18 protein-coding genes are annotated in these 21,685 nt (G+C 45.5%); 13 read left to right on the top strand and 5 right to left on the bottom strand.

Translation table 11 applies throughout. The features are described from left to right. Positions 1-56: 56 nt before the first annotated feature. A complete protein-coding gene (locus HF322_RS02610) occupies positions 57-446 on the bottom strand; it encodes a DUF2237 family protein (protein WP_169391815.1) in 390 nt (129 codons plus the stop codon). Positions 447-783: 337 nt separating this feature from the next. Between HF322_RS02610 and HF322_RS02605 the strand changes: the two genes are divergently transcribed. The 11 genes from HF322_RS02605 to HF322_RS02555 all read left to right on the top strand — a co-directional run bounded on the left by HF322_RS02605 (position 784) and on the right by HF322_RS02555 (position 14,704). Next, a complete protein-coding gene (locus tag HF322_RS02605; protein WP_308811471.1) occupies positions 784-2,049 on the top strand; it encodes an ATP phosphoribosyltransferase regulatory subunit in 1,266 nt (421 codons plus the stop codon). Between the two features lie 71 nt (positions 2,050-2,120). Beyond that, the gene (locus tag HF322_RS02600; protein ID WP_169391814.1) at positions 2,121-3,410 is read left to right on the top strand and encodes an adenylosuccinate synthase; all 1,290 of its coding nucleotides are present in this window, start codon (positions 2,121-2,123) and stop codon (positions 3,408-3,410) included. Positions 3,411-3,505: 95 nt separating this feature from the next. After that, a complete protein-coding gene (ndk, locus tag HF322_RS02595) occupies positions 3,506-3,937 on the top strand; it encodes a nucleoside-diphosphate kinase (protein ID WP_169391813.1) in 432 nt (143 codons plus the stop codon). 218 nt (positions 3,938-4,155) lie between these two features. After that, entirely contained in the window at positions 4,156-5,394 is a 1,239-nt protein-coding gene (gene rlmN, locus HF322_RS02590; RefSeq protein WP_188211206.1) for a 23S rRNA (adenine(2503)-C(2))-methyltransferase RlmN, read from the top strand. A gap of 124 nt (positions 5,395-5,518) precedes the next feature. Then, complete coding sequence (pilW, locus tag HF322_RS02585; protein WP_169391812.1) at positions 5,519-6,388, top strand: type IV pilus biogenesis/stability protein PilW; 870 nt, start codon at positions 5,519-5,521, stop codon at positions 6,386-6,388. Between the two features lie 70 nt (positions 6,389-6,458). Further along, a complete protein-coding gene (gene ispG, locus HF322_RS02580) occupies positions 6,459-7,574 on the top strand; it encodes a flavodoxin-dependent (E)-4-hydroxy-3-methylbut-2-enyl-diphosphate synthase (protein ID WP_169391811.1) in 1,116 nt (371 codons plus the stop codon). A gap of 81 nt (positions 7,575-7,655) precedes the next feature. Continuing rightward, positions 7,656-8,948: a histidine--tRNA ligase gene (gene hisS, locus HF322_RS02575; RefSeq protein WP_169391810.1), complete on the top strand. Its 1,293-nt coding sequence runs from the start codon at positions 7,656-7,658 to the stop codon at positions 8,946-8,948. Positions 8,949-9,030: 82 nt separating this feature from the next. Further along, the gene (locus HF322_RS02570) at positions 9,031-9,822 is read left to right on the top strand and encodes a tetratricopeptide repeat protein (protein WP_169391809.1); all 792 of its coding nucleotides are present in this window, start codon (positions 9,031-9,033) and stop codon (positions 9,820-9,822) included. A 130-nt stretch (positions 9,823-9,952) separates the two neighbouring features. Beyond that, on the top strand, positions 9,953-11,134 hold the full coding sequence (gene bamB, locus HF322_RS02565) for an outer membrane protein assembly factor BamB (protein WP_169391808.1): 1,182 nt from the start codon (positions 9,953-9,955) through the stop codon (positions 11,132-11,134). A gap of 151 nt (positions 11,135-11,285) precedes the next feature. After that, entirely contained in the window at positions 11,286-12,740 is a 1,455-nt protein-coding gene (der, locus tag HF322_RS02560; RefSeq protein ID WP_169391807.1) for a ribosome biogenesis GTPase Der, read from the top strand. Positions 12,741-12,826: 86 nt separating this feature from the next. Beyond that, positions 12,827-14,704, top strand: a complete 1,878-nt coding sequence (locus HF322_RS02555; RefSeq protein WP_169391806.1) for a HAMP domain-containing sensor histidine kinase — start codon at positions 12,827-12,829, stop codon at positions 14,702-14,704. Positions 14,705-14,848: 144 nt separating this feature from the next. On the opposite strand, the gene HF322_RS02550 is transcribed toward HF322_RS02555, so the two are convergent. Then, positions 14,849-15,310: an MCR_0457 family protein gene (locus HF322_RS02550; RefSeq protein ID WP_223193132.1), complete on the bottom strand. Its 462-nt coding sequence runs from the start codon at positions 15,308-15,310 to the stop codon at positions 14,849-14,851. Positions 15,311-15,635: 325 nt separating this feature from the next. Here HF322_RS02550 and surE point away from each other — a divergent pair, with 325 nt between their 5' ends. Both surE and HF322_RS02540 read left to right on the top strand, forming a co-directional pair. After that, positions 15,636-16,448: a 5'/3'-nucleotidase SurE gene (gene surE, locus HF322_RS02545; RefSeq protein ID WP_169391805.1), complete on the top strand. Its 813-nt coding sequence runs from the start codon at positions 15,636-15,638 to the stop codon at positions 16,446-16,448. A gap of 98 nt (positions 16,449-16,546) precedes the next feature. Continuing rightward, complete coding sequence (locus tag HF322_RS02540; protein ID WP_169391804.1) at positions 16,547-17,329, top strand: peptidoglycan DD-metalloendopeptidase family protein; 783 nt, start codon at positions 16,547-16,549, stop codon at positions 17,327-17,329. Positions 17,330-17,390: 61 nt separating this feature from the next. Here the strand turns inward: HF322_RS02540 and HF322_RS02535 are convergent, their stop codons facing one another. The 3 genes from HF322_RS02535 to HF322_RS02525 all read right to left on the bottom strand — a co-directional run bounded on the left by HF322_RS02535 (position 17,391) and on the right by HF322_RS02525 (position 21,600). Further along, complete coding sequence (locus HF322_RS02535; RefSeq protein ID WP_169391803.1) at positions 17,391-18,641, bottom strand: sodium:proton antiporter; 1,251 nt, start codon at positions 18,639-18,641, stop codon at positions 17,391-17,393. Between the two features lie 212 nt (positions 18,642-18,853). Next, positions 18,854-20,764, bottom strand: a complete 1,911-nt coding sequence (gene ilvD, locus HF322_RS02530) for a dihydroxy-acid dehydratase (RefSeq protein ID WP_169391802.1) — start codon at positions 20,762-20,764, stop codon at positions 18,854-18,856. 155 nt (positions 20,765-20,919) lie between these two features. Further along, positions 20,920-21,600, bottom strand: a complete 681-nt coding sequence (locus HF322_RS02525) for a hypothetical protein (protein ID WP_169391801.1) — start codon at positions 21,598-21,600, stop codon at positions 20,920-20,922. Positions 21,601-21,685: the final 85 nt, after the last annotated feature.

Below are 21,685 nucleotides of genomic sequence, written 5' to 3'. Positions count from 1 at the left end.
CCCTCCTTTTTTCAAAATTTAAGTTTCAAAAATTAAGTGATCGGATAAATGCTGACTTAAATCGCAAAGCGTTTGAGCGTTTCAATGTCCACAAGGGTGAGTAAACTTTCATGGCAAGCGGTCAATTTAAGCGGCGGGGCAACGTCAAAATCAAGCGCTTCCACCCATCTGAGGGCACAAATGCACCAAAAATCTCCCGGTTTTAGCCCTGGAAAATTAAATTCAGGAAGCGGGGTGATTAAATCATTGCCGCGACTTGCCGAAAAGTTTAAAAATTCGCTGGTCATTTTGGCGCAAACGGTATGCTGACCGGTATCAAAGTTACCCGTGTGACAAAAGCCGTTGCGATAATAGCCGGTGATCGGATCAAAGCAGCAGCTGGCAAGCGCTGTTCCTAGCACGTTGGTTTGATTGATTGCCGGATTGGGATGATAATCTTGCGACATAACTCCTCCAAAATAAGTGATGGGTTAGTGTAACATGACTGCTATAAGGAGTTGATCACATTTTCTACTTAGCTCAAGCTTGAAGGGAAGGGCTTATTCTAATTGACAAGCAAATAGCCATACAAAAACTACGGCTTGAATAAAATAAGCGGCACAATTAACCCAATTGTGACTAGGCGAGCCTTAGCGATTATGCTAAACTTGATGATAAAGTGCCTTGAAAATTTATTGCATAAAACCGCTACAATTTTTAATAATGATAAGCCTTTAATTAAAAAATGTTAGTTCGAGTTATGCCGCGCCTATTGGCAAGCGCTATGCCAAACAAGGATTTATTGTGTCTGTTTGTTCTCATTTAGCTCAACCTGCCGCCGATCAAGGGGATGATTTCCCTAAGATCCCGCACCTTCCTTATCGCAATTTTGACCATGAAGTGGCAAGCAATTGGCTGCTTCCTGATGGGGTCAGCGATGTCTTATTTGACGATGCCCAAAAGCAAGAAGTGCTTCGCCATAGCTTGATCCAAAAGCTGATTTCTCACGGTTATCAGTTAGTCAGCCCGCCGATGATTGAGTTCACTGAATCCTTATTAAGTGATGCCTCAGAGGATTTAAAACGCCAAACCTTTAAAATCATCGATCAATTGACGGGTCGCTTGATGGGGCTTCGCGCGGATATCACGCCGCAAATTTTGCGAATCGATCGCCATCATGGTGGGATGGGAATCGCGCGCTATTGCTACGCCGGTCAAGTCATTCATACCCTGCCAAATGGGCTTTTCGGTTCAAGAACGCCGTTGCAACTGGGCGCTGAAATCTTTGGTTGTACAGCCCTTGCCGCTGACATTGAGCTGATTGACATGCTGTTTGCCATGCTCAGTGAGTTAAACTTAAACGCTCAGCTGCATATTGATTTGGGTCATGTGGCGATTTTTGAGCGCTTATCATTGCTTGCTGAACTGACCGAGGATGACAGCCAACAGTTGATGCAATTTTATGCCAATAAAAACTTACCTGAGCTCAAACGCTTTTGTCAATCGTTTGCCATGGGCGATGACTTTTATGCGCTGGCGCGGTTTGGTCATGATATTCCAACACTTTTGCAAACGCTATCGCAAGCTGCCAAAGCTGATGCGGTATTGATGGAAGCGGCGGCTGATTTGATGACCTTAAAAGCGCATTTAGAGAAGCAATGGCAGTGCCAAGTGAGCATTGATGTCACTGAACTGTCCGGCTATCACTACCATACCGGTATCGTATTTAACGGCTATATCAATAATGAGTCGCAGCCTTTAGTTCGTGGTGGTCGCTTTGATGGCAAAAAAAGTCAGTCGCGGCGCGCGGCAACGGGATTTAGTTTAGATGTGAGCCGATTGGTCAATCACATTGCACTTACTGCCCCCAAAATTGTCGTGGTTGATTTTGCAGATTTGCAATCGGCTGATACTAAGCAATCAGCAGCGCTACAAAAAACGATCCATGAGCTTCGCGATTTGGGCGCTTGTGTGACCCTGCCATTAAGTCAAGAGGATATTCCAAATAAATTAACGCACCGCTTGGCGTTGGTTGATGGCGCTTGGCAATTGATGAGTATTTCTGCTTAATTTTAAACCGTTTTAAAGTTTGCTTGACCGTGTTTTTTAGCACAGTTATTACATCACTAAGAGGATGAATCATGGGTAAGAACGTCGTAGTTTTAGGGAGCCAATGGGGCGATGAGGGTAAAGGTAAAATCGTCGATTTGCTCACCGAAAAAGCCGCTGCAGTAGCACGATTTCAAGGCGGTCATAACGCCGGTCATACGCTTGTTGTCGATGGCAAAAAAACGGTGTTGCACTTGATTCCCTCAGGTATTTTGCGCGAAGGCGTGACCTGCTTTATCGGTAATGGTGTGGTGCTCGCGCCAGACGCGCTATTAAAAGAGATGAAAAATCTTGAAGACAACAACGTTCCGGTTCGTGAGCGTCTGCGTGTGTCGCCAAATTGTCCGCTGATTATGCCGTATCACGTTGCCCTTGACCAAGCTCGTGAAGCGAAGCTTGCTGGCGGCAAAATCGGCACGACCGGTCGCGGTATCGGTCCTGCTTACGAGGACAAAGTAGCCCGCCGAGCGATCAAGCTTGCGGATTTGTTCCGTGAGGATTTACCTGAAAAATTGCGCAATTTGATTGACTATCATAACTTTCAATTGACTCAGTATTATCAAGTTGATGGTATTGATTTTGATGAAACCTTAAAGCTTTGTCATGAATGGCGCGAAGAATTAAAAGACTTGGTGACCGATGTGACGGACGACTTAGACAAACTGCGCCGCGAAGGCAAAAACCTTATGTTTGAAGGTGCTCAAGGCACGCTTTTAGACATTGACCACGGGACTTATCCGTTTGTGACCAGCTCAAGCGTAACCGCAGGCGGCGTGTCTACCGGAACTGGCATTGGTCCTTTATATTTGGATTATGTGCTCGGAATCACCAAAGCTTATACCACACGCGTAGGTAGTGGACCATTCCCCACTGAACTTTTTGATGACGTTGGCGCGCATTTGGCGAAAGTGGGTCACGAGTTTGGTGCAACAACCGGTCGCGCTCGCCGCTGTGGTTGGTTTGATGCCGAAGGGCTTCGCCGCGCTGTGGTGCTCAACTCAATGTCAGGGATTTGCTTAACCAAACTTGACGTGTTAGATGGTTTGGATGAATTGCTCATTGGCGTGGGCTACGAGCTTCCAGAAAACGAATGCGCCGGCGCTCATGATGCAGAATTCTATGAGTCAGTTACGCCAAAGTATGAAACCTTAAAAGGTTGGAGCGAGTCGACCGTTGGCATCACCAATTATGATGATTTGCCAGAAAATGCCAAAATCTATATCAAGCGCATTGAGGCGCTTATCGACTGCCCCGTGGACATTATCTCAACGGGTCCTGATCGCGATGAAACCATCATTTTGCGCGACCCTTACGATGCTTAATCGTTAACTTTACCGCTGTAATCCCACCTTGGAATCAATCTGACTTCAAGGTCAACTGTAAGACAAAATTAACTATAATGAAGCAGGAGCTTTTCATGGCTATTGAACGTACGTTATCAATCATCAAACCTGACGCCGTTGGCGGCAACCACATCGGCGAAATTTACGACCGTTTTGAAAAAGCAGGTCTTAACATTGTCGCGGCTAAAATGATCCAGCTTGACGATGAAAAAGCTGGCGGTTTTTACGCTGAGCACGCTGAGCGCCCATTTTATAATGATTTGAAATCGTTTATGACCTCAGGTCCCGTACTTGTATCGGTACTAGAAGGTGACAACGCCATTGCTAAGCACCGCGAAATCATGGGTGCAACCAACCCAGCCGATGCCGATAAAGGTACCATCCGCGCCGATTTTGCAAGCAGCATCGATGAAAATGCCGTTCATGGTTCAGACTCTGCCGAATCTGCCAAGCGTGAAATCAGCTACTTCTTTAATGATGACGAAGTTTGCCCACGTAAGCGTTAATCCAAGCATCATCATTGACGCGTAAAAAGGGGTTATCAACGCCTGATTACGCAAAACGGCTTATATCTTTGGGTATAAGCCGTTTTATTATTTTTTTAAAGCAAACGTTAACTATCAATTGAAAAATAAAGTTACGGTCATATTTACAATTTCATTAGTGTTATCAATCGTTTATAATAGCAAGCCGCAATTTATTATTATTTAAAAAGGTCACTCTTATGTCAGCAAGCTGCTCGCCTGAAATGTTTACCCCAACTGCCATTGCGATGGTTGATGAAGCGGTTGCTAAGACCAATTTACTTGGGATGACTGAGCTACAGTTGGGTGAGTTTTTTAAAACCATTGGCGAAAAACCGTTTCGGGCGACGCAGGTGATGAAGTGGATTTATCAGTTTGGCGTCACTGACTTTGAGCAAATGACCAATTTAAGCAGAGCGCTTCGGACAAAGCTTGCCAGTCATGCTTGCGTCACGCCGCCAAAAGTCGTTCACCGCAAATATAGCGAAGATGGCACACGAAAATGGGTGTTTGAAGTGGCAGGCGGATCACTGGTTGAAACGGTGTTGATTCCGGCGGAGGACAACAAAGCCAACGGTCGCAAAACGCTTTGCATTTCCTCGCAAGTCGGCTGCGCGCTTGATTGCAGCTTTTGCAGTACCGGCAAGCAAGGCTTTGAGCGTGATTTGAGCGCCGCTGAAATTATCGGTCAGCTTTGGGTTGCTAACGCATCCTATATGAGTGATGATAGTGGTGATTTGACAGGTATCGACCACAGCGCTTGGGAAAATCAGGTAACCAACGTGGTGATGATGGGGATGGGCGAGCCGCTGCTCAATTATCAACCGGTCGTAAGTGCCATGACGATTATGCTGAGCGATCACGCTTATGGGCTATCAAAACGCCGCGTAACCTTGTCGACCTCAGGCGTTGTGCCAAAAATGTATGAGTTGGCAAAAGACATTGATGTGGCGCTTGCCATCTCCTTGCATGCGCCAAACGATGAACTTCGTAATGAATTGGTACCCATTAATAAAAAATACCCGCTAAAAGAGTTGATGGCTGCGGCGAAAAATTACGTTTGCGATGTCAATCCGCGCCATAAAAAACATGTCACCATTGAATACGTGATGCTTGGCGGAGTTAATGACAGCGATGATCATGCCCGCCAATTGGTCGCGCTGTTAAAAGATTTGCCCAGCAAAATCAATTTAATCCCGTTTAACCCGTTTCCGCACGCGCCGTATCAACGCTCAAGCAACAACCGGATTCATGCGTTTAGCAACATTTTAAACCAAGCCGGCTTTGTTTGTACGGTTCGGCAAACGCGCGGTGATGACATTGACGCGGCTTGTGGTCAATTGGTCGGTCAAGTCGCGGACAAAACGCGCCGCTCAGCAAACTGGCAAAAGTCTGTTCAACAAAAAGCCAATCAGCAGCAAAATAGCGTTAGCGCTTAGCCAAAATTATTATCAGCTTTTCTTATCAAGATTTTTTAGAAATAATAGTTTTAAAGATCAACGGCTTTTAAATAACAACAGTTATCATGGATGGGTTGTAAAAAAATTACTTCGAGGTGAAATCATGCAAGCGGTTTTTGGTGTGGCGCAACACAAGGTGATGAAGTTTGGGGCAGGGGTGCTAATTTTTAGCGCCTTAATCGGCTGTCAAAGCGTTCCTAATACTGACGCGCTTGGCAACACGCGCTACCAAACGAGCACTCAGCCAAGCAACAAGCGCAATTTGGATAAAAAAGAAATCGCTCGCGTTCGCACCGCGTTAGCCGCGCAATATATCCGTGAAAATAAGCTAGATGCCGCCCAGCAGCAGCTTGAAAAAGCCTTTGCCGCCGATAGCCGATACGCGCCTGCCTATGATATGATGGGCGTGCTATTGCAGCAAGAAGGCAGCGCGATTAATTTGGCAAAAGCCGACGAGTATTTTAAAAAAGCCATTGCTATTGACAAAGACTTTGATCAGGTGCGTAACAATTACGGCGTATATTTGTCGCAAATGAAGCGTTATAGTGAGGCGGCAGCGCAGTTTGAAATTGCAGGGTCTGCGCTTGGTTATGACGGTCGCATTGGCGCGCTTGAAAATTTGGGTCGAACCTATTTAAAATTAAATAATAAAGCGGCAGCGACCAAAGCCTTTATTCGCGCCATTGAAGGCAATCGTAACAGCCTGATTGCGCATATTGAACTGGTTGATTTGCTGCTTGAGCAAAACCGCATTCCGCAAGCTCAGCAGCTTTATGATGAAACGCTGCAATTGGTTCAAGATAAAAACAGCCCAAGACTGCTGCTTCAAGGTATAAAACTTGCCGCCGCGCAAAAAGATATGGTGACCCGCCAAAAGCTATCGCAGCAATTGTTATCAGCATATCCTTTAAGCGATGAAGCTAAAACGCTCAAAGGTTGGCTAAGTAATCCTGCGAGCGCAACTTGGCGCTAAATTGGTCATCATTTTAATCAAATTTTCATAATACTGCGTTTTAATTGCCGTTTTACCAAAGGATTTTTGTATGAGCACGCCATCCCCCATCAAACGCCGCCCCACCAAAAAAATCTTTGTGGGTGATGTCGCAATCGGTGGCGATGCGCCCATCAGCGTTCAAAGTATGACCAATACCGATACTTGCGATGTGGCAGCAACCGTTGCGCAAATTGAGCGCTGCGTTGCGGCAGGGGCAGACTTTATGCGCGTCTCGACCCCAACGATGGAATCGGTTGAAGCGTTTGGTAAAATCCGCAAATTGGTCAGCGTGCCTCTCGTTGCCGACGTTCATTTTGACCATAAAATTGCGCTAGCAGTTGCCGAAGCCGGAGCGGATTGCTTACGAATTAACCCCGGTAACATTGGTAACGATGCCAAAGTCCGCGAAGTGGTAGCTTGTGCGCGCCATCATAATATTCCTATCCGAATTGGCGTGAATGCAGGATCACTTGAAAAAGACATTCAGCGTAAATACACCGAGCCTACTGGTGAGGCGATGCTCGAATCCGCCATGCGCCATATTGACATTTTAGATAAGCTGAATTTTGACCAATTTAAAATCTCCGTGAAAGCCAGTAACGTGTTTTTGACCCTTGATGCGTATCGCTTAATCTCCGCACAAATCGACAATCCACTGCATTTAGGGGTCACCGAAGCCGGCGTTTATCGAACCGGAACGGTTAAGTCTGCCATTGCCCTTGGTAGCTTATTGCTTGATGGTATTGGCGACACCATGCGCATCTCTTTAGCTGCTGAGCCAGAAGAAGAAATCAAAATCGGCTTTGATATTTTAAAATCGCTGAATATTCGCTCAAATGGCGTCAACTTTATTGCTTGTCCGAGCTGCTCGCGGCAAGAGTTTGATGTGATTAAAGTCATGACTGCCCTTGAGGCTAGGCTTGAAGATATCCGCGAACCTCTTGATTTGTCGGTGATTGGCTGTAAAGTTAACGGTCCAGGGGAGGCCAAAGAAGCTGACATCGGAATTGTGGGCGCCGCGCCAAAGTCTCTTGTTTACCGAATGGGCGAAAAAAGTCATTTGATAGATACCAATAACTTGGTGGATGAAATTGAAAAAATGGTTCGCGAGCAGGTCGAAATCCAAGCAAAAGCGCGCGAAAATGAAATTATTCGGGTAAAATAGCTTTTTTATAAAATTTATAATTTGATACATTTTTAAATTACCGCTAAGGGCGGTCATAAAAACTTGAGGATAATAGCGCTGATGATTAAAGCGATTAAAGGGTTTAATGATATTTTGCCGCCGCAATCGGCAGATTGGCTGTATTTAGAGTCGGTATTGGCAGACGTTTTAGGGCGCTTTGGCTTTGAGCACATGCGCTTGCCGATTGTTGAGCAAACCGATTTGTTTGCTCGAGCTATTGGCGGGGCAACGGATATTGTCGAAAAAGAAATGTACAGTTTTACCGACAAGTCTGAGCCGCCAACGCCACTCACCTTGCGACCTGAAGGCACCGCAGGAGCCGTTCGCGCGGTTATTGAGCACAACTTGCTTCGCGGTGATACCCCAAAGCTTTGGTACATGGGACCCATGTTTCGCTATGAGCGACCGCAAAAAGGTCGCTACCGTCAATTTCACCAATTGGGCGTGGAAAGTTTTGGCAGTCCTCTGCCTGATGCCGATGCCGAAGTCATTGCCATGACCACACTGTTTTGGCAAGAATTTGGCATTGCAGACCACGTTCATTTGCAATTAAATTCGCTTGGTGAGATTGATGAGCGCAAAGCTTACCGTGATGCATTGGTGGCTTATTTAACTGACAAGCAAGATGATCTTGATGAGGACAGCCGCCGCCGGTTAACGACCAATCCGCTGCGAATTCTTGATAGTAAAGATGCCAAAACCCAAGCGCTGCTTCAAGGTGCACCAAAGCTTGCCGACTTTTTAGGTGAGGACAGCCGCGAGCATTTTGAGCAAGTGAAGCGTTATTTGGACGCCTTAGGCATTGAGTATGTCATCAACCCGCATTTGGTTCGCGGTTTGGATTATTATAATAAAACCGTGTTTGAATGGGTGACCGATAAGCTTGGCAGTCAAGCCACCGTTTGCGCGGGCGGTCGATATGATGGTTTGATCGGTCAGCTAAAATCCATGGGAACGGGTACTGATTCTGGCAAAGCCGCCAAATCTGAGCCTGCCGTTGGTTTTGCGATGGGGCTTGAGCGGTTATTATTGCTTATTGAAGCGGTTGCGCCGTTTGAGGCGCGCTCAAGCTGTGAGGTGTTTGTGGCAGCTCATCCTGAGGTGTTTAGCGATGCGATAAATTATGCGCAGACTTTGCGGATCAAGCGTCCTGATTTACGCGTAAAAATGGCAAGTGCTACCAGCCTTAAAACCCAAATGAAAAAAGCGGACAAATCGGGCGCGAAGCTTACAGTAATTTTGGCGCAAGATGAAATTACGCATAAAACGCTGAGCATTAAAAATATGCAGTCGGGTGAGCAATCAAGCCAAGCTTGGGACTGGCTATTTGATGAAAAAAACTTTTCAGGTTAAGTTAACGAAGGTTTTTGTTCAAAAGCGGTCTGGTAATCATTTGATCATCAGTTTTTAGCGACTATTTTTTAGGTAAAACACCATGGCTCAATCCCCAATTTCGCCTGAAGCGGACAATTCCATGCAAGCGCTTAAGCAGTACGGCAGTTATATTATTACTGTCATTTTACTGGCGCTGGCTGGCTACTTTGGCTGGACGTATTGGCAAAACAATCATGCTCGCGTCGATACGGTTGCCGCTGACCAATATGCTGATATTCAGCAATTGAACGAAAAAGTCAATTTAGCTGCCCAAAATCCTGATTTAGAAACTGAAGCGAAGTCGGCATTAAGCAAAGATCAAGATACTTTAAATAAGCAGATTGACACCTTGGTCAAATCGCATGGCAGCTCCGTTTATGCGTGGCAAGCATTGATGATTAAAGCGCGTCAAGAGGTAGATAATGATGACTTTAAAGCCGCAAGCGCCACATTAAAACAAGCGTTAGCCATTGATTTGGGCGATGAGGGGCTAAAAGCGATCACAAGGCTTCGTTATGCTGAGTCGCTTTTAGCAGCAGGCAATCAGGATGCGGCAATGACTGAGGCACAATCAGAAATGCCGGATGCGTTTTTAGCCAGTCAGCAAATTTTGCTTGGCGATATTTATTTGGTAAAAAACGATAAAGAGGCGGCAATTAAAGCTTATAAAAACGCGTGGTCACAGCTGAGTAAACGTGAGGAATCGCGAGCCGTATTGGCGCTTAAAATGGAAAGCCTTGGGATCAGCGTTGACCCCATTCGCGAAAAAAATAGCCTAATTCAAGAGCCTGAGCCTAATTCACAAGCTCAGGATTTGGCAGTAGATGCGCCTTCTTTGAGTGATCCGGCGTAAGTCACCATAAATATACCAAAGCTTACGCGCAAATCTTATAAGATGGCGGCTGATATTTTTGGTTTTTGTGATGTTAACAAGCAGCAAAATGAAAATTGATCAGCTGCAACATGATGGTAGTGAGACCCTAATGACTTTATCAAATTGCACCCTAAAGCGCTCGGTAACAAACGTGGCTATCATTGCGGTGATGGCAGTGGCTACGGTAGGCTGTAATCGCGGCATTAAGCCTGTGGTTCATGAGCCGACCAAATTGGTTCAAATTGCCAATCCGGTCAATATTCTTCAGCCTGTTTTTGGGGCAAGCGTTGATAATAAAAAGGCAAGCCAAAAAGACCCGCTTGATTTGCAAGTGGGCTATGATAATGGTCAAATTGTTATCGCCTCACGCGCTGGCGATTTAAGCGGTTTTGATAATAATGGCGCTCGCCTTTGGTCGCTCAATGTTGGCGATCAAATCACCGGCGGCGTGGCACTTGATGCCCTAAGTCAAACGGCAGTGGTCAGTACTCGAAGCGGTCAAGTGATGGCATTTGACAGTTTAACGGGAGCAAAGCGTTGGCAGCAGCAATTGTCAGGGACAGTATTATCACCTGCCCTGATTAGTAATAATCGGGTGATTGTTTCAGCTAATGATGGCTTTTTGCAAGGGCTATCACTGCAATCTGGTCAGCCAGTTTGGCAGTTTGCTACCCAAGTTCCGGACATTAGCATTCGCGGAACGGCAAAGCCCACCTTGTTAGACAGCAAAACGGTATTGCTTGCAACCGCAGACGGCAGGCTTCATGCCATCACAACCGATAATGGCTTGCCTATTTGGTCGCGCCGCGTGGGCGTAGGCGTTGGTAGCAGCGAGATTGAGCGCATGAGCGACGTTGATGGCGCACCAATCGTTGATAATAATCAGTTATTTGCCATCAGCTATAGCGGTCAATTGATTGGCATTGATCTGGCATCAAAACAAGTGATGTTTGTCAATGAGCTTGCAAGCTTAAAATCGCTTGCGGTAAATAGTCGCCAGCTAATTGCCACAAGCCTTGATGGCAAAGTGGTGGCTTATGATCGCAGCTCTGGAAAAGAGCTTTGGTCAAGTGACGCACTAGCGTATCGAAAGCTGACCAATCCTGCGATGATTGGCAATTATATCGCGGTTGGTGATTTGGATGGCGTGGTGCATTTATTTGACCCAAATTCTGGCAACATTGTTAGCCGATCGCAAACCAAAGGGGCGCTGACCAGCCTTCAAGTGGTGAACAATCGCTTATTGACTCAAAGTCAAAGCGGTCAAGTGGCTATTTGGCAGCAGCGCTAAGTTAAGTTGAATGCTAAGATCGCCTTACTTCATTTGCTCAAGATGACTTGTGCTTCAGGGTCAATTGGCGTAATCTATGCGCCCGGTAAGAGATTGATAGTATTTTCGCTCAATTTTTAAAAGCCGCTTTCACAACTAAAAAGAGTATCGCATGAGTATCAAGCCTGTGGTGGCGCTGATTGGTCGCCCAAATGTTGGTAAATCGACCTTATTTAACCAGTTTACCAAAAGCCGTCAAGCTTTGGTGGCAGATATGGCGGGGTTGACCCGCGACCGACAATATGGCGATGCAAGCTTTGAGGGTAAGTCATTTATCGTCGTTGATACCGGCGGTATTGGTGAGGCAGATGATGGCAGCGGCAATATTGACGATTATATGTCCGAGCAGTCCTACACTGCAATTCACGAAGCTGACATCATTGTTTTTGTGGTGGATGCTCGTGCCGGAATGATTGGTGCAGATGCAGAGATCGGCAAATTTTTGCACACCCTTGGCAAGCCAGTTTTTTTGGTGGCTAACAAAATCGATGGCGTTCATGAATCTGCCCCGAGCGAGTTTTTTGCGTTAGGGCTTGGTGAGCCGCATCCCGTTGCCGCAAGCCACAGCCGAGGTATCAGCAACCTTCTTGAAGTCATCACCAAAGATATGCCCGAACAAGATGCTGAGCCTGAGCCTGAAGGTCTTAAGCTTGCCATTATTGGTCGCCCAAACGTTGGTAAGTCAACGCTTGTTAATCGCTTGCTTGGTGAGGAGCGTGTGGTGGTGTTTGACATGCCAGGAACGACTCGCGACAGCATTTACATCCCTTATGAGCGCGAGGGCAAAAGCTACGTTTTGATTGATACCGCAGGCGTTCGCCGCCGAGGTCGAATCGATGAAAAAGTTGAAAAGTTCTCGGTGATTAAAACGCTTCAAGCCATTAAAGACTCCAACGTTACTGTTATTGTTATTGACGCTCAAGAAGGCATTGTTGACCAAGATTTGCACATGATTGGTTATGCGCTTGATGCCGGTCGCGCTTTGGTCGTTGCCATTAACAAATGGGATGGCTTAAGCGTTGAGCAAAAAGACTTTATTAAAATTGAGATGGATCGCCGCTTTAGCTTTATTCCCTTTGTTAAAGTGCATCTGATTTCAGCGCTTCATGGTACAGGCGTTGGCAACTTATACCCTTCCATTTTAAAAGCATATCATTCTTCCATGTTTCAAGTGTCAACAAGCCGCTTGACGCAAATTTTACAAGATGCGGTTGCCGCCAATCCGCCGCCTGCTGTTTCAGGTCGCAGGATTAAGCTGCGTTACGCGCATATTGGCGGTCACAATCCGCCTGTGATCGTGATTCATGGTAACCAAACTGGATCGCTTCCCAAAAGCTACCAGCGCTATCTTGAAAATCAGTTTCGCCAAGTGTTTAAGCTTGAAGGCACGCCATTAAATGTGGTGTTTAAGCTCAACGAAAACCCCTTTGCGAACAAAACGTCAACGCCCGTTAAAGCACAAAAACAGCGCCACCAAAAACGCGGTACTAAATTTGCTGCTCAATCAAAACACCCCTCTGCAAAAGAGGCAAAAACCAGCAATAAGCGCGGTACCAAAAAACGCTAATTGATGATAGCTTGCTGTTAAGATTAAGCGCGCGTTATGATGATCATTGCTTTTGGCGTTTTGGCGTCAAAAGTAGGTGAAATGAGATGCCAAACCGTCAATCACGTCCTATTTCCAGCCTAGTTAAAAAAACCGTTTTACAATTACTGACCATTGGGCTGGTCATGGCTTTGCTTTTGACCTTTGTCATAGGCTTTGTTGAGCATTATCAACAAAAGCGTCAGCATTTGCAGCAAGTGGCAGAGCTGTTAGCAAATAGTGCTTCTGTGGTCAATGGCGGCGCTTTGGTAGCAAGCCAAGTGCGGCTGCTTCTTGACAATGACCCTGCCATTCATAGCATCGTTTTTTATGCCACAGAGCAACCCATCGCCAACAGCGATCAGTCACAAATTGAGCATTCAAACCAAGATTGGAGCAATGCTTTATTTGCAAGATCCGTCAATTTTAGCCGAGCGGTAACGAGCCAAGCGCTGCCAAACACAGGATCAAACGCAACCAATAGCAATAACAAGCACAGCACTTTACTGGGTTATATTAATATTACCTTAGATATTCAAGAGCTGCGATTGCAGTGGTTATTGGCTAATTGGTGGTCATGGTTAATGATCACAGGTTCTGGACTGATATTGGCGTTGTTTTGCGCGCGTAAGCTTCGCTGGCCAAGCCAAGACTTAAACATCTTGTCGCAAGCTTGGCAAAATGACGATTATGAGCTTGATCAGCTTCCTGCATTGCAGCAGCGCTTTGAATTTACGGAGCTTATGCAGCTTCAGCAAGCTTTGGTCAAACTTTTTCAGCGCCTAAAATTTGCTCAAGATCACATTGCATCGCTTGCAGCTTTTGAAGTTCAGCTGCAAAGTAAAGACTTATCACTTGAGGTTCAACGCCACAATTTTCAAAGTATGATCACCCATGAGCTTAAAACCTCCCTTAATGCCATCTCAGGCGGGCTGCAACTGCTCAATCCGCAAGCGCTAAATGATGAGCAAAAAGACATTTTAGAGGTGATCCGAAAGGGCAGTCAGCACCTTCACAATACCTTAGAGCAAATCATTCAATTAAATAAAATTGAAAAAGGTCAAATTGGGTTAACTTTAACGGAATTTAACCCGCTACAACTATTAGCGGATTTACTTAATGACTTTGAGCCCAAAGCCCGCCAAAAAAACTTGATATTGAGCAGCCGAGTTTATCATATCGATTATAGCCTTGAAGGTGATGTCAATAAAATCACTCAAGTGCTCTCAAGCCTCATTGACAATGCGATCAAGTTTAGCCAAGCAGGAAATATCATCCTTGAGTCCCAACTGACCCATTTTAATGAAAGTATTCGTTGGCAAATTAAAATCATTGATCGCGGTATTGGCATTGAACAAAAATACTTAGAGGATATTTTTACCCCATTTTTTCAAGTTGATCCTAGTGTCACTCGGGAATATGAGGGCGCAGGCGTGGGACTTGCCGTCATCAAACAAATTATTCAGTTGATGGGCGGTAGCATTGAAGTTGATAGCACGATTGGAGAGGGGAGCACTTTTACCGTTTTAATTCCCTTAAAAGACAGCTTGTCAAAATCTCAGCAAAAAGTTTTAGCAGGAAAATCCATCTTGTATTATCACCGCGATGATTCAGGAGTGATGATCGATGAGCTGAAAATGCTTGGAGCACAAGTTCAATGTTATCAGCATTCAGAAGCCATTTTAGAGCAGCTGCAAACGATTGTGGTAGATTTTGTTATGATTGGCGAAGAGATCAGCATTGAAAAAGCAGGTCAATTGGCTGAAGCTATCCGAAAAGCTGAGTTTCATCACCGCGTATTGATCGTTTATTGGTTTTCAGCGCATAGAGGTTTTGCCATGCAATCGATAGCAAGCAAGCTGCAAGCTTTGGGCGTTGATTTTTGTCATGAATCGGTTCGTGATCCTAAAAAATTAGCGGCGTTAATCAAACGCTGGCAGGATTAATTTATTGCTTTCATCAATTGTTTATAATAAAAAAATAGCCCGAATTATAAAGTTGATATAAAAACCTTATAATCGGGCTAAGTTATCATCACTACTAAAATATACTTAATGTCAAAATATAATCACTACTAAAAATGGCTCAATTTAAAAACTGGCATTTGCCAAGTCTTCACAAATGGCTTTGTTTTCTTGTTTTGAAAAGCTCATAGTCCAGCTGCGCATGCTTTGCAAAATTTGGCGGTAATCTTGCTGAGTCGATAAATATTGAATGGCGGCTTTTGGATCCTCAAGGGTTGGCATCAATTCCCGAAGCTGAACGTTATAAGATTTATAAAAACGCTGCTTTTGATTGTTGTTCAGCATTGATGGGCAGATTTCAGACAGCACTTGCATGACCGCGATTTCATGTTTAGTGACCGTCATTCCCGACATATCGATCGGAATGGTTGAGACGGCATTGTTGTTTGCAGCATTAGTTGCTTGTGACATCATGGCAGAAGTCGTGATGATCCCCGCAATAGCAACTTTATTAGCAATATGAAATGAGGACTTAGAAGAGGTTTTAGCAGTTTGGAATAATTTGGATAATATCAATGGGTTGTTCATTCTTTATCACGCTCGCTCAAGATGATTCAATGGTCTTATATTAAGCTTTCGGCACTAAAAAGTCACATAGTATATTGATTTATGTGTAGAAATATTGTGATCCTGACTCATCTTATAGCAACATTAAGGATCAATCTTTTATCAAGTTGCTGCATTATTTTTACAAAATTTTTTAGTGTTAATTAAGGTATCCCAAAGCTTTCTAAAGCCTATTTTATTTAATGACTTAATGATTCAAGCTTGACCTATCAGTTATAATCCTCGCTTTAATTTTGCTATTTAAAATTATTAGTTTTTAACCACGTTTTTATTCCTTTGAGATTTCATGAGATTTTTAATCAGTAATGATGATGGCGTTTTTGCGCCTGGGCTTTTGGCATTATATGAGGCGCTATCCAAGATTGGCGAGGTGGTCGTGGTTGCCCCCGATAGTGAGCAAAGTGGTAGCGCAAGCGCCTTGAGTGTTGTAAAGCCATTATACCCGCAAAAGCTGGCGTCAGGATTTGTTGCTGTTAATGGCTCGCCTGCGGATTGTATTTATTTGGCGCTTCATGAGCTGTTTGCCGATGTTAAGTTTGATTGGGTGATTTCAGGGATCAATTCAGGCGCTAATTTTGGGCAAGATGTTCTGTTTTCAGGGACGTTTGGCGCGGCGGCGACGGCTCAGATGTTCGGTGTTCCGGCAATGGCGGTGTCACTTGCGATGGTTGCAACCGTAGGTTGTGGTCAAGACTTGGCAAAATATTATGAGTCTGCAGCTGATGAAATTGTGACGCTTTTGGGGCATCATGAGTTAATGGCGGGCTTCAAAAATTTGCCCTATCACGTTTTAAACGTTAATATTCCAGATAGGTCAGCTTGTGATATCAAAGGTCAAAAGATCACCGCGCTTGGTCATCGCTCGCTACTCAATCCCGTTCATAAATTGATCGATCCGCGAGGTCGAGAGGCGTATTGGCTAAGCTTAAAAAAAGACCCAAATGTATCAGATGAGCGGATACAAGCGACACCTTATTTGGCGATGACGGATGCTGAAGCTGTTGCGGCAGGTTGGGTAAGTTTATCGCCTGTTAGATTGCCTTATGTCCCAAGCCAAAGTCTTTATGAATTAGATGCTTTGCTGAATAATTACGATTAAAGATAACCACTTCAAGTTACAACGACCGACCAACTTGTAACGCCCCATTTGTAAACTAAGCTTGCTATTTTTAAGCTTTTGAAATACAGGAACTTTTTATGACATCACTGCCACTCTCTGTGCGGTTGACGCTGACGGCGCTATTGAGCCTAAGCGCGCTGATTATGACAGGCTGCGCCACCAAACCTACCTATCAGCTGCCATCGCAGTCGCCTACGATTATTACCAATGCCCAAGGGGTTCCTAATTTTTATCAAGTGAAGCAGGGCGATACGGTCAGCCAAATTGCCGCGCGATATAACCTAAACTATCGCCAAGTGGGGGCGCTAAACCGCTTAGACAGCCAATACACCATTTATACTGGTCAAATGCTCAAGCTTTGGCAAAGTGACCAAAATACGTCGGCAAGCAACAATTCACCAAGCTACAACAATAATTCAAGCAATAACAATCCCGTTTATACGCCGCCAAGCAATAATACAGCGACAGATTATGACGTGGTTGCCAATACCGCCATTGGTTACGAGCTGCCAACTAAAAATCCCGTCATCCGCAATTTTGATGAAGCAAAAGACGTCAAAGGGATGTGGTTTTCAGGGCAATTGGGCGATCCGGTGCTTGCAAGCCAAGCAGGCGTGGTACTTTATGCAGGTGACGGTTTAGAAGAATATGGCAATTTGGTAATGATCCGCCACAGCAATAACTATATTACCGCTTATGCTCATAACAGCCAAATCTTGGTGGCAGAAGGTCAATCCGTTCAGCGTGGTCAGCGCATTGCCACGATGGGACAATCTGGTCAATCAGGTCAAGTGGCGCTTGAGTTTCAAGTCCGTCTCAATGGCAACCCAATTGATCCACGAGCCGTTCTTGGTCGTTAGTTCTTAGTTGTTATTTCATAGTTGTTAATGATCAACCCATTGCCCTAATAAGCCCCAAAAGCTAATTTCGGGGCTTATTGGGGGTAAGCTGAAGCAGTTTTTGAGCGGTCAACCCGTGAATAAAGATGGAAATCAAAATCACGATGGAGCAAACAATCCAAAGTTTGACCGCATCGCTTTCGGCAAAAAAGTTTTGGTTTAAAGCATAGGATAAATAATACAACGTTCCGATGCCGCGAATACCAAGGGCGGCAATGGCATTTTTTTCGGCAAAAGGCAGTTTTAATCCGCTTAGCGCAATAAAGCCGCCAATCGGTCGAATTAACAATAAAAAGGCAAAGCTAATAATATAAACGCGCCAAGTCAGCTCAATATCAAGCTGTAGCCCTTGACCAATAAAAATACCAAAAGTTACTAGCACCAGCGACATGAGAAGACCTTCTGATTGCTCAGCAAAGTCGTGCAGCTTTTTATGATAATGGTGCTCCGTTTCTGATCGGCGAAAGGCAAAGGCGGCAACAAATACCGCAATAAAGCCATAGCTGTGGGCAAATTCAGCAAAACCATAAGCAAGCAAGGTTAAGGCAATCACCACGTAACTTTGGGAAATCGCTGTGCCTTTAATGCGCTTGGAAAAAATAATCTTGGCTAACACTTTCCCGACCGTGACGCCAATGAGTAGCCCCATGCCAATTTGCCAAAGCACGTCTTGAGTAAACCATGACCAAAGCTGCTCGCCATCAAAGCGGATGCCTTTTTGGTGGGCTTCTGCCATTTTTATTGCCAAATAAACAAAGGGGAATGCCAAGCCATCGTTCAATCCGGCTTCTGAGGTGAGGGTAAATCTTGGGGTATCTTCGTTTCCAGTGTTAGGAGGTCCAACTTGGATACTGGAGGCAAGAACAGGATCGGTTGGCGCAAGTGCAGCTCCCAGTAGGATCGCTGCTGCAAGACTCAGTCCAAAGGCATAATAGCCTAATACCGCCATCGCAAAAATCCCGATAGGCATGGTAATCAATAGCAATCGTAACGTTGGTTGCCAAGCTTTCCAAGTCAGTGGCGTGTCAATTTTAATACCAGCGCCGACTAGTGACACCAAAACGACAATTTCGGTCAGCTTTTCAATGATAATGCCACTTTCAAGCGGGTTTAAAAACGATAAGCTTGTCCACCAATAGCCCATGATCAGCCCAAAGGTGACCTGAATCATAGGTAATGAGATGGGCGCAAATTTTTTAATAATGGGAAATAGTGCCCCAAACAAAAATGCCGCGCCGCAAATCAGTAAGAATAAATTGTAGTTATCAAGCATGAGAAAGTTGCCAAGTTAAAAGCCGGTGATAATCGCCATGACCGTAAAAATTAAGATTTTAAAGGGTTATCATGACGAAAAACGGTGACTTTTTTCGCAAAAAATCGTTATCAGCACCGCCTTTACGTTGGTTTTTAGTGAAAAAAAAGCCTGCACTGCGCAGGCTTTTTATTTGAGCTATTTAGAGTTAATGACCAAGATTGAATGATTAATCAACGCTCAACTTGGCTGACATCACGAACAGCGCCTGTATCCGCGCTGGTGGTCATTGCGGCGTAAGCGCGAAGGGCTTGTGAGACGTGGCGGTCACGGTTGACAGGCTTCCAAGCAAGGCTGCCTCGGCTTTCCATCTCCTCGCGGCGAGCCGCAAGTTCGCTGTCGCTAACGTCCATATTGATGGTTCGGTTAGGGATGTCGATATGGATGGTGTCACCTTCTTTTACTAAACCAATGGCGCCGCCTTCAGCTGCCTCGGGGCTGGCGTGACCTATGGACAATCCAGAAGTACCCCCTGAAAAGCGACCATCGGTTAATAAGGCGCAAGCTTTGCCAAGACCTTTTGATTTTAAATAGGTGGTCGGATACAGCATTTCTTGCATTCCAGGACCACCTTTAGGACCTTCATAGCGGATGATGACCACATCTCCTGCCACGATTTTATCGGCTAATACCGCTGCTACGGCGTCATCTTGCGATTCAAAAATGCGCGCACGTCCCGTGAATACCAAGATGCTTTCATCAACGCCTGCGGTTTTTACCACGCAGCCGCGCTCAGCAATGTTGCCGTAAAGTACGGCAAGACCGCCGTCTTGTGAGTAGGCATGATCTTTACTGCGGATACAGCCTGACTCACGGTTGACGTCCAAGTTTGACCACGCTTTATTTTGTGAAAATGCTTGCGTGGTTCGAACGCCGCCGGGAGCCGCAATATAAAGCGCTCGCGCCTCAGTATTGTCAGGGTTCATGATGTCCCAGTTTTCAATGGCATCTTTCATGGTTGGGCTATGAACAGTCGGAACGCTGGTGTCTAAAAGCCCTGCGCGGTCAAGCTCAGCCAATAGCGCCATCACGCCGCCTGCACGATGAACGTCTTCCATATGGTATTTTTGGGTTGCCGGAGCGACTTTTGATAAGCAAGGCACATGGCGGCTTAAGCGGTCAATGTCTGCCATTTTAAAATCAACCTCTGCTTCATTGGCAGCAGCAAGCAAATGCAAAATGGTATTGGTTGAGCCGCCCATCGCAATATCAAGGCTCATGGCATTTTCAAACGCCGCTTTGGTGGCGATTGATCGCGGAAGTACAGAGTCGTCCTCTTGCTCATAGCGGCGCTTAGCAAGCTTGACGATAGTGCGACCGGCTTCTAAAAACAACTCACGGCGCAGCGCATGGGTGGCAAGCAAGGAGCCGTTGCCGGGTAAGGATAGTCCTAACGCTTCAGTCAAGCAGTTCATCGAGTTTGCTGTGAACATCCCTGAGCATGAGCCGCAAGTTGGGCAAGCGGAATTTTCAATGGTTGCTACATCTTCGTCGCTGATGCTGTCGTCTGCTGCATCCATCATGGCATCGACCAAATCCAATTTGCGAATGGCTTGACCTTGGTTGTCAACGCCTTGAGCATCGCTTTGACCGTCGTTGTTGTGGCTGTGGGCAACGGTGCTGGCAACGACTTTGCCGGCTTCCATAGGACCGCCGGATACAAACACAACAGGGATGTTCAAGCGCATGGCTGCCATGAGCATTCCGGGGGTGATTTTATCGCAGTTGGAAATACAAACGAGGGCATCGGCGCAGTGGGCATTCACCATGTATTCAACTGAGTCAGCAATCAAATCTCGGCTTGGTAGGGAATACAGCATGCCGCTATGACCCATGGCAATGCCATCATCAACGGCAATGGTGTTAAATTCTTTAGCAACGCCGCCGGCTTTTTCGATTTCGCGAGCAACCAGTTGCCCCAAGTCTTTTAAATGAACGTGACCGGGAACAAATTGGGTAAAGGAGTTGGCAATGGCAATAATAGGCTTGTCAAAATCGCCGTCAGTCATTCCTGTTGCGCGCCAAAGCGCTCGAGCGCCAGCCATATTGCGACCGCCGGTTGAAGTTTTTGAGCGATAGTCCATAGTGTGTCCTTTCAATCTAAGTCAATGAGGTGGGAAGTAAAGGGTTAAGATGACAAAGCAAGCAACGTTGCGGGCGCATCTTATCGCTTAAATTTGACTGCCTTTTTGACTGCCTTTTTGACTGCCTTATAGTTTCTGAATTTAGGCATCGCAATTTACTCAATTCGCGCTAAAATTGCCGTCTCAAACCAAGGCAGCTTGGTTTTATTGTCCTCAAGCGTATTGAGAACAGCCAGCGCGTGCATTGGGGGCAGCTTTTGGTACTCGTTTGCAGGCAAAATGGTCAAAACAGCGTCCTGACTTTGGCTGTCATCAAGGCTAATTAAAGCTTGATTGGCATTTTTATAAAGCACATCAACGCGACCAAAAAATTGCCAATCTTTAAAAGCCGCCAATAGCGCATCGTCTTTTGTTTTGGTATAAATAGGCTCAGCCTGTTGACCAGTATTGCTCCAATGCAAGCGAACTGCCAATTGCAGCGCTTCGCTAAACACCACTAATGAGCCAATCACTTTAACATGCCAAGGCTTGGCGATGAGCGCCGTATCAATCCCAATCAATTGGGCGGCGGCTTCTGAACTCATTGGGGTATTAAATTTTGCTAACAATTGCGGCGTTAAAGGATGCTTTTGTTTGATATCATCGCCTAATCGGTCATAATGATATAAAAACGGCAAAGTCGCCTCTTGCGTCACCATTTTTTCACTGAGTTTGCAGTTGTGAATCCGCCACTGATAGCTTGGCTCAATGAGCGCTTGGCTGACATTGAGGGCTGATGGCGAAATATGAGCTGTTGTGATCGTAGCTTTGGCATCACTGGAAGATTGAGCTTGCAAAGTTATCGCGTCCACTAAACGATGAAAGCTTTAATATACCATTTATCGCAACCTTATCGCCAACAAATTAGCCGCTTTCATCATC

This window comes from Psychrobacter sp. MF31, assembly GCF_012847335.1.
Classification (GTDB): Bacteria; Pseudomonadota; Gammaproteobacteria; order Pseudomonadales; family Moraxellaceae; genus Psychrobacter.
The sequence above is the reverse complement of the archived record's forward strand: the minus strand, read 5'-3'. Positions and strand labels throughout refer to the sequence as shown.

Excerpts from the sequence above, each read along its gene's own strand:
- HF322_RS02610 (WP_169391815.1), bottom strand. The coding sequence starts at position 446 with ATGTCGCAAGATTATCATCCCAATCCGGCAATCAATCAAACCAACGTG.
- HF322_RS02600 (WP_169391814.1), top strand. The coding sequence starts at position 2,121 with ATGGGTAAGAACGTCGTAGTTTTAGGGAGCCAATGGGGCGATGAGGGT.
- ndk (WP_169391813.1), top strand. The coding sequence starts at position 3,506 with ATGGCTATTGAACGTACGTTATCAATCATCAAACCTGACGCCGTTGGC.
- rlmN (WP_188211206.1), top strand. The coding sequence starts at position 4,156 with ATGTCAGCAAGCTGCTCGCCTGAAATGTTTACCCCAACTGCCATTGCG.
- pilW (WP_169391812.1), top strand. The coding sequence starts at position 5,519 with ATGCAAGCGGTTTTTGGTGTGGCGCAACACAAGGTGATGAAGTTTGGG.
- ispG (WP_169391811.1), top strand. The coding sequence starts at position 6,459 with ATGAGCACGCCATCCCCCATCAAACGCCGCCCCACCAAAAAAATCTTT.
- hisS (WP_169391810.1), top strand. The coding sequence starts at position 7,656 with ATGATTAAAGCGATTAAAGGGTTTAATGATATTTTGCCGCCGCAATCG.
- HF322_RS02570 (WP_169391809.1), top strand. The coding sequence starts at position 9,031 with ATGGCTCAATCCCCAATTTCGCCTGAAGCGGACAATTCCATGCAAGCG.
- bamB (WP_169391808.1), top strand. The coding sequence starts at position 9,953 with ATGACTTTATCAAATTGCACCCTAAAGCGCTCGGTAACAAACGTGGCT.
- der (WP_169391807.1), top strand. The coding sequence starts at position 11,286 with ATGAGTATCAAGCCTGTGGTGGCGCTGATTGGTCGCCCAAATGTTGGT.
- HF322_RS02555 (WP_169391806.1), top strand. The coding sequence starts at position 12,827 with ATGCCAAACCGTCAATCACGTCCTATTTCCAGCCTAGTTAAAAAAACC.
- HF322_RS02550 (WP_223193132.1), bottom strand. The coding sequence starts at position 15,310 with ATGAACAACCCATTGATATTATCCAAATTATTCCAAACTGCTAAAACC.
- surE (WP_169391805.1), top strand. The coding sequence starts at position 15,636 with ATGAGATTTTTAATCAGTAATGATGATGGCGTTTTTGCGCCTGGGCTT.
- HF322_RS02540 (WP_169391804.1), top strand. The coding sequence starts at position 16,547 with ATGACATCACTGCCACTCTCTGTGCGGTTGACGCTGACGGCGCTATTG.
- HF322_RS02535 (WP_169391803.1), bottom strand. The coding sequence starts at position 18,641 with ATGCTTGATAACTACAATTTATTCTTACTGATTTGCGGCGCGGCATTT.
- ilvD (WP_169391802.1), bottom strand. The coding sequence starts at position 20,764 with ATGGACTATCGCTCAAAAACTTCAACCGGCGGTCGCAATATGGCTGGC.